Genomic DNA, 6,204 nt, shown 5'->3' on the forward strand with positions numbered 1-6,204 from the left:
TCTTTCCGCGGGATCATGATGAGAGATTCACCTTCTCATAGCTCGCTGGGCGCCCCGCACCTTAGGTCCGCATCGGTTCGAACTCGCGAACGACTGGTCAGCTCTCCCCCGGGATTCAGACGCGGGAGCGAAATCGTCAACACCGCGGCGACAAGGACCGTCACTGCACCGATGAACGCCGCGAACGCCGCTTGTGGGAGTCCCCCGATCGTGATCGCTCCGGCCGCGAAGGTCAGTGCTGCGACCTGCGCACCCACGGATTGCCCCAGGTTTTGAACCATCGAGGCCACGCCCGTCTGGGCGGCCGTGTGTTCTAGCGGAACGAACGCAACGATGAGGTTTGGAGTACACGACGACAGACATCCGAATCCGACACCCATAGCGGCCGCCGCAACGCCGAGGACAGCGACCGAGGGCGGGATGAACCCCAGCATCAAGAACCCACCGAACCCCACGCCCGAGCCTACGAGTAAGGGTAGTTTTGGGCTTCCGCGACGTAGCCAAAGCCCAGCTATCACGGAGGCGAGAAAGGTTGCAGCGGACGTGGGGAGAAGGAGAAGACCAGCTGTCACGGGAGAGAGGCCAAGTCCGCCATTTGTCGAGGGTGCTTGCGCAATCAGTGGCACGAGAGCGAATCCAGAGAACAACGCGAGGGCAAGGGAGGCGGTCATAGCGTTGGTCGTGGCCACTCCCCGTGACCGGAGAAGACGGGTATTCAAGAAGGGATGTTCAACACGAGACGATCGGATCCAGAAGACGGTCGCTGCCATCGGGGCGAGTCCGAGCAGCGCCCATGATGCCCAGGAGCGCCATCCTGAGGACGCTCCGATACTGAATCCTGTGAGTGGCATGACAACTGTCACGGCGAGGAGGATGGCACCGATGTAGTCCAGTCGGCCCCCATGGGTCCTCGCCGATGGGCGCACGAATGCGACCGTCATCACAAGCGCGACGATAGACATGCCACCGCCGACGAAGAACGCCGGTTGCACGGATCCGTTTCCTGCGAGCAGTCCGCCAAGCGGCATACCCAGCGCGGCGCCCGCCGCGGACATCGCCCCGACAAGTGCGACGGCAAGAGCGCGTCGTGCGTCGGGGACGCGGTGACGGATGACGCTGATCGCAAGCGGGATGGTCGCAGCTGAGACTCCCTGCATGGCCCGGGCCGCAATCAGAACCTCAATCGTGGGTGCGAATGCCCCCACCGCCGCGGCGGCGGCGAAGATAGATAGCACGACAATGATGATCCGACGCGCCCCGTAGATGTCCCCCAAGCGACCGAACAGGGGATTTGCGATCGCTGCAACCACCATGTACCCAGTGATGACCCAGGCCGCGAGGGGTTGGTCGACGTCGTACTGCGCAGCCACGACCGGTACGGACGGCAGCAAGATCGTCGTGGATATCGTGAACGCTGCGATCGCGATATACAGGGCAGCAAGCGTAGCTCGGGGCTTCGATGCCGGCCTCGTAAGCGTCTCGGTGTTCGTGAGCATCGCCTGACCGACTTAGTTCGGCATGTCAATGGCGATCCGCACGACGTCGCCTCGACGGAGCGCCTCGATCGCAATGGCCACGTCTTTCAGCGGCCACCGGTGCGAGATCTGCTCCTCAAGGCAGAGTGCGCCCGCCTGCGCGAACTGCACCAGTTCCTGCATATCGACGTAGGGATTGGTGGCGCCATTGAGCGCACCGGTGATGGTGAGGTGGCGGTGCATCATCTGATTGATGTCGACGGGAAACGCGGGCGTGCGGTGCGGGATGCCCACCAACCCAAGCCGACCTCCTGGCTTGAGGAGTTCCTGCGCCGCAGTGAGAATCTCCGCCTGACCAGTGCAGTCAACGATCGCGTCGACGAGGGGGATCCGCGCCGTCGTGAGCTTCTCGACGATCTCAGCCGCGGTATCTGCGCGTTCGATCTGCACGAACTCTGACGCGCCGAACTGCGCCGCGACGTCGGCCTTGTGAGGGTTGATGTCGACAGCAGTGATCCTGCTCGCGCCCAACAGCCGCCCGGACTGGATCGCGTTGATACCGATCCCACCGACCCCGAACACCATGAGGGACTCTCCACGGGCCAAACGAGCGACGTTCTTTGTCATTCCATACCCTGTACTCACCGCGCAGCCTATGAGCGCCGCAGCGGCAGGACTTACGCCGCTGATCGGATGGACCTGCAACTCGTCGACGACAATCTCCGATGCGAGCGACGACACCCGAGCCATCGAACGAACCGCGCGTCCGTCGTGGGTGAACGGGGCCAGTCCCTGACCGAACGACGCCGAGCAGGCCGTAAACAGTCCCCTGGCACATTCATCACATCGGCCACACGGCACCTGGCACGTGACAGCCACGGTGTCACCCACCCGCACCGAAGTAACCTTCTCACCGACCTCGCGGACGACACCGGCTGCCTCATGCCCGATCACCACCGGCTGGTCAGACGGCCGATCCAGGTGAAGAAGGTCACTTCGGCACAGCCCGGAAGCCGTCACCTGCACTCTCACCTCATGCACTTCAGGGTCCCGCACCTCCAAATCGTCCACAACCTCGATCCGGCCATCGACAACGATCGCACCGAACATGTATCCCCATCCTTCCCCGCGCCAGGCGGCTCATCGAACACTCATCAAACTTATGCAACATCCTGATAAAAGACTAGACACGGCGTAAACCTAACCGTAACATGATCGACGCCCCAGCATCAGGGCGGCATCGTTCGTTTCGTTCTGACCTGTGGCGCTTGCTGTGGCGAGCGAAGAATCAGTGTGGATTCACATAACGGAGGAACTTCAATGGCTGAACGAAACCCGGCTCCAGTCGGTGCACCGCAGAGTGTGGACACCTCTCATCGGCGATCCCGGTTTGACATCATCGGCCCGAAACAGGCGCTCGGTATCGCGGCGATCTGCTCGCTCGTGGCTCTTGTGATGGAGATCAAATCTCTCATGGTGGTGCCCATGACTCCGATCTTCATCAGCGAGGCCGGGCTTTCTCCAGTCGCGGCCGGATGGGTACTCCTCGCGGCCTCTCTGGTCGGACTAGCATCCACAGGCGTCCTTGCCCGGATCGGCGACATCGTTGGGCACCGAAAAGTCATCATCGGTGTGCTCACCTGCCAGCTGGTCGGCAACACCATCACCGCGATGGCGATGCACCCCTCGATGGTGATCGCCGGGCGTGCGATCGCGGGCGTAAGCGCTTCTGTGCCGTTGTTGATTGCCATCTTCCGTGATCGCCTGGAGGAGAAAGACGTCCGTCGAGGTATCGGGTTCATCAGCGGCATTCAGGGTCCTGGCGTCGCCATCTCCTTCCTGTTCGCCGGTGCATTTATGGCCGTCGGCTTCTCCTGGCGAGAGGTGTTTCTTCTTACGGCGGGGCTGTCCACGCTCTGCCTCATCCTCGTGATCGCCTTCGTTCCAGAATCCCGCTACCGCGAACGTGTCAAAATCGACGTCGTCGGGGTCCTCGGGCTCTGTGTATGGCCTGTCCTCCTTGTCATTGCGATCACGAAGTCGAACGAGTGGGGCGTTTTCTCCGTCCCGACCCTCGCCTGCGCGGGAACCGCCGTACTTGTCCTCGCGTTCTGGGTCGGATACGAGCGCCGACACCCGGCACCAATCCTGAACGTCAAAGTCGCGTTCGGGAAGCGAATGTTGCCGGTTCTTCTGGTGTCAGCGTCGCAGGCCGGGGCAGCGTTCTTCTGCTACATCGGCGTGTCGAACTATGTGCAGATTCCGGTTGAGATCGCCGGATACGGTTTCACCGCCAGCCTGTTGACGGCCGGGCTGGTTCTCGTCCCGATGAGCATAATCATCGGATTCGGAAGCACTCTCGCCGCAAAGTTTGTGAACGTTCTCGGCGGCCGCCTGGTGTTGTCATTCGGCCTGCTCGTCATGGGTGCCGTCTTCCTCTACTGGACGTTCAATCGTTCCTCTATCTGGGACTTTGTCATCGGCGCAGCCATCTGGGCGTGCGGCATGTGTTGGATCTGGGCCGGCCAGTTCACCATCGCTACCCAGGAAGCGCCGATGGGTCAGACCGCGGCCGTGAACGGCGCCGTGATGATGTTTCAGGCCTTCGGCGGCTCCTTGGGCCCAGCACTGGTTACAGCCCTCATCACCGCCCAACTCGTACCCGGCACCGGCTACTCAGTAGAGCAGGGCTGGACGAACACCTTCGCGGTCGCCGCTGTCTGGATGGGGCTGGCGTTCATCATCGCGCTGTTCATCCCGAGAGGCGTCGGCAAGGTCGCCCTGAAAGCAAAGATGACGGCAACCGCGGGAACCCCCGAAACGACAACGAAGGGATGAATCAGCGCATGGCGCACACGAAATTCGATCAGTACAATGAGGCCATCGAAGAGGCCCTCGCGGAGTCGCTCTTCCGCGGCGAAACAGGAATTCAAGCCGCTGGCTACGTCAACGGTGAGTTGGCATTCAACGCATCCGCGGGAGTACTCGATAAGGACACCCGCGATCCGGTCACCAACTCCAGCCTCTTTTGCCCGTTCTCCGTCACGAAAGCGGTCACCGTCACCGCGCTGCATGTCCAGGCGGCCCGAGGGCTCGTCGACTATCGCAGACCAGTCGCCGACTACTGGCCTGAGTTCGGAAACCGAGGAAAAGGGGACATCACAGTTCGAGATGTCCTCAGCCACCGTGCCGGCATCCCTTGGATGCCGGACGGCATCACCCCCGAGTTGCAGGCGGATTGGGCGTGGATGGTGCGCCAGATCGAGCAGAGCGAGCCCGTCTTCCCCGCAGGGACGGTGAACTGTTATCACGCGCTCAACTGGGGGTGGATCGTCGGCGAAATCGTGAGAAGGATTGACGGCAAGGATCGCGGCTTCGACGTCATCATCCAAGACACCGTACTCGGACCGCTGGGCATTGAAGATCTGTACTTCGGGGTTCCCGAGTCACAACGCGAGCTCATCGCAACCCTGTACGGCGGCGAGCCGCCAGCGACTGCCACACCGGACTTCCTTCAAGGGATGCCCCGTGCCGTCTACCCGAGCGCCCGGGTCTACAATCTGCCCGTATCCATCGGGGCAGTAAACCCCGGTGCCGGGTCATTCGGTACCGCCGAATCCTACGCGCGCGTATTCGGAATGCTCGCCAACAGAGGAGAGCTAGATGGCGTGCGGCTGTTCGATCACGACGAGATCGAACAGTTCCTCGAACCCCGTGACAGCACTGAAGACGTCGACGTATACCTGGGCGTGCCCTCATGGGTCGGCGCTTTCGGATACCACCTCGCCGGGCATACACCCTGGGCGCATCCGCTACTCGGGGAATCGGACCAGATCCTCCACCATCCCGGCGCGGGATACTCGCTCGCATGGGCAGAAATCGACACGGGCCTGTCTGTTGCCATCACGCACAACCAAATGGCTTCCGGTGCACCGACGGACTGGAAAGAGCATCCCTATTACCCCATCGTCCAAGCCGCGCGAGCAATCCGCGATGACGTCCGCGATCGAGTGAGCGTTCGACGTGCGTGACACCGTAGAGAGCATCCGGAATGTCCTTGCCGATTTTGCCTTCCGTGCTGACTCAGCGACAGAACCAGATCAGATCGCCGCATTGTTCACACCTGATGGTAAGTGGGTACTAGGAGGAACCGAACTCCGGGGGCGGGCGACCATTGCGGACGCCATCGCCCGTCAACGTGAGAGCGGCGCGGCCGGTCCGAATTCCGGCAAAGTGCATGTCACGGGTGCCGCGCTGATCATTCCCACGGACGAACCACACACTGCAGAGGCCCGTTCCTACTGGATGCTCATCGACACCAAACGTGCCACCGTCATCGCTGCCGGCGAGTATCGGGACGTGCTGGTGTCGACACCGACTGACGGGTGGCTGATTCACCGCCGGACAGTAGCATGACAGCGCTTGTCTGGCGGCGCACGGATCGGCTGGGCCGGATTCTCACGCTGGAGCCGCTGGCGCACCGATTGTGCTCGGTGGCACCGCGGTGACATTCCCCGGTACGCGCCGTGTCCCACGGTATATGCCGAGCATGTTCACGGGCCTGCAGTTCCACGATCGTCTTCTGCGCGAAGAATGGCAGGGGCGATATCGGCAGCGTTCGACGCGCACGGCACGCCACCGCCGGGTCCCGCTTGAGCGCGAGCGATCGACCGGACCATTCCCGGTCATCCACGGGTCGTGACGAAGACGGGCTGCGGGAAGGTGATCC

General features: G+C 62.2%; 5 protein-coding genes. 3 read left to right on the forward strand and 2 right to left on the reverse strand.

Translation table 11 applies throughout. The features are described from left to right. Positions 1 to 35: 35 nt before the first annotated feature. On the reverse strand, positions 36 to 1,496 hold the full coding sequence (locus tag ACNPNP_RS11140; protein ID WP_448966078.1) for an MFS transporter: 1,461 nt from the start codon (positions 1,494 to 1,496) through the stop codon (positions 36 to 38). Positions 1,497 to 1,508: 12 nt separating this feature from the next. Next, positions 1,509 to 2,585, reverse strand: coding sequence for a zinc-binding dehydrogenase (locus ACNPNP_RS11145; RefSeq protein ID WP_448966079.1), 1,077 nt, complete (start codon positions 2,583 to 2,585; stop codon positions 1,509 to 1,511). 210 nt (positions 2,586 to 2,795) lie between these two features. Here ACNPNP_RS11145 and ACNPNP_RS11150 point away from each other — a divergent pair, with 210 nt between their 5' ends. Genes ACNPNP_RS11150 through ACNPNP_RS11160 form a run of 3 tightly spaced genes read left to right on the forward strand, consistent with a single transcriptional unit; the run spans position 2,796 to position 5,891 of the window. Then, positions 2,796 to 4,313, forward strand: coding sequence for an MFS transporter (locus tag ACNPNP_RS11150; RefSeq protein WP_448966080.1), 1,518 nt, complete (start codon positions 2,796 to 2,798; stop codon positions 4,311 to 4,313). After that, positions 4,310 to 5,506, forward strand: a complete 1,197-nt coding sequence (locus ACNPNP_RS11155) for a serine hydrolase domain-containing protein (protein ID WP_448966081.1) — start codon at positions 4,310 to 4,312, stop codon at positions 5,504 to 5,506. Before ACNPNP_RS11150 ends, ACNPNP_RS11155 begins: the two co-directional genes overlap by 4 nt. Further along, entirely contained in the window at positions 5,499 to 5,891 is a 393-nt protein-coding gene (locus tag ACNPNP_RS11160; RefSeq protein WP_448966082.1) for a nuclear transport factor 2 family protein, read from the forward strand. Before ACNPNP_RS11155 ends, ACNPNP_RS11160 begins: the two co-directional genes overlap by 8 nt. The last annotated feature ends 313 nt before the right edge of the window (positions 5,892 to 6,204 follow it).

The organism is Microbacterium xerophyticum (genome assembly GCF_053543555.1).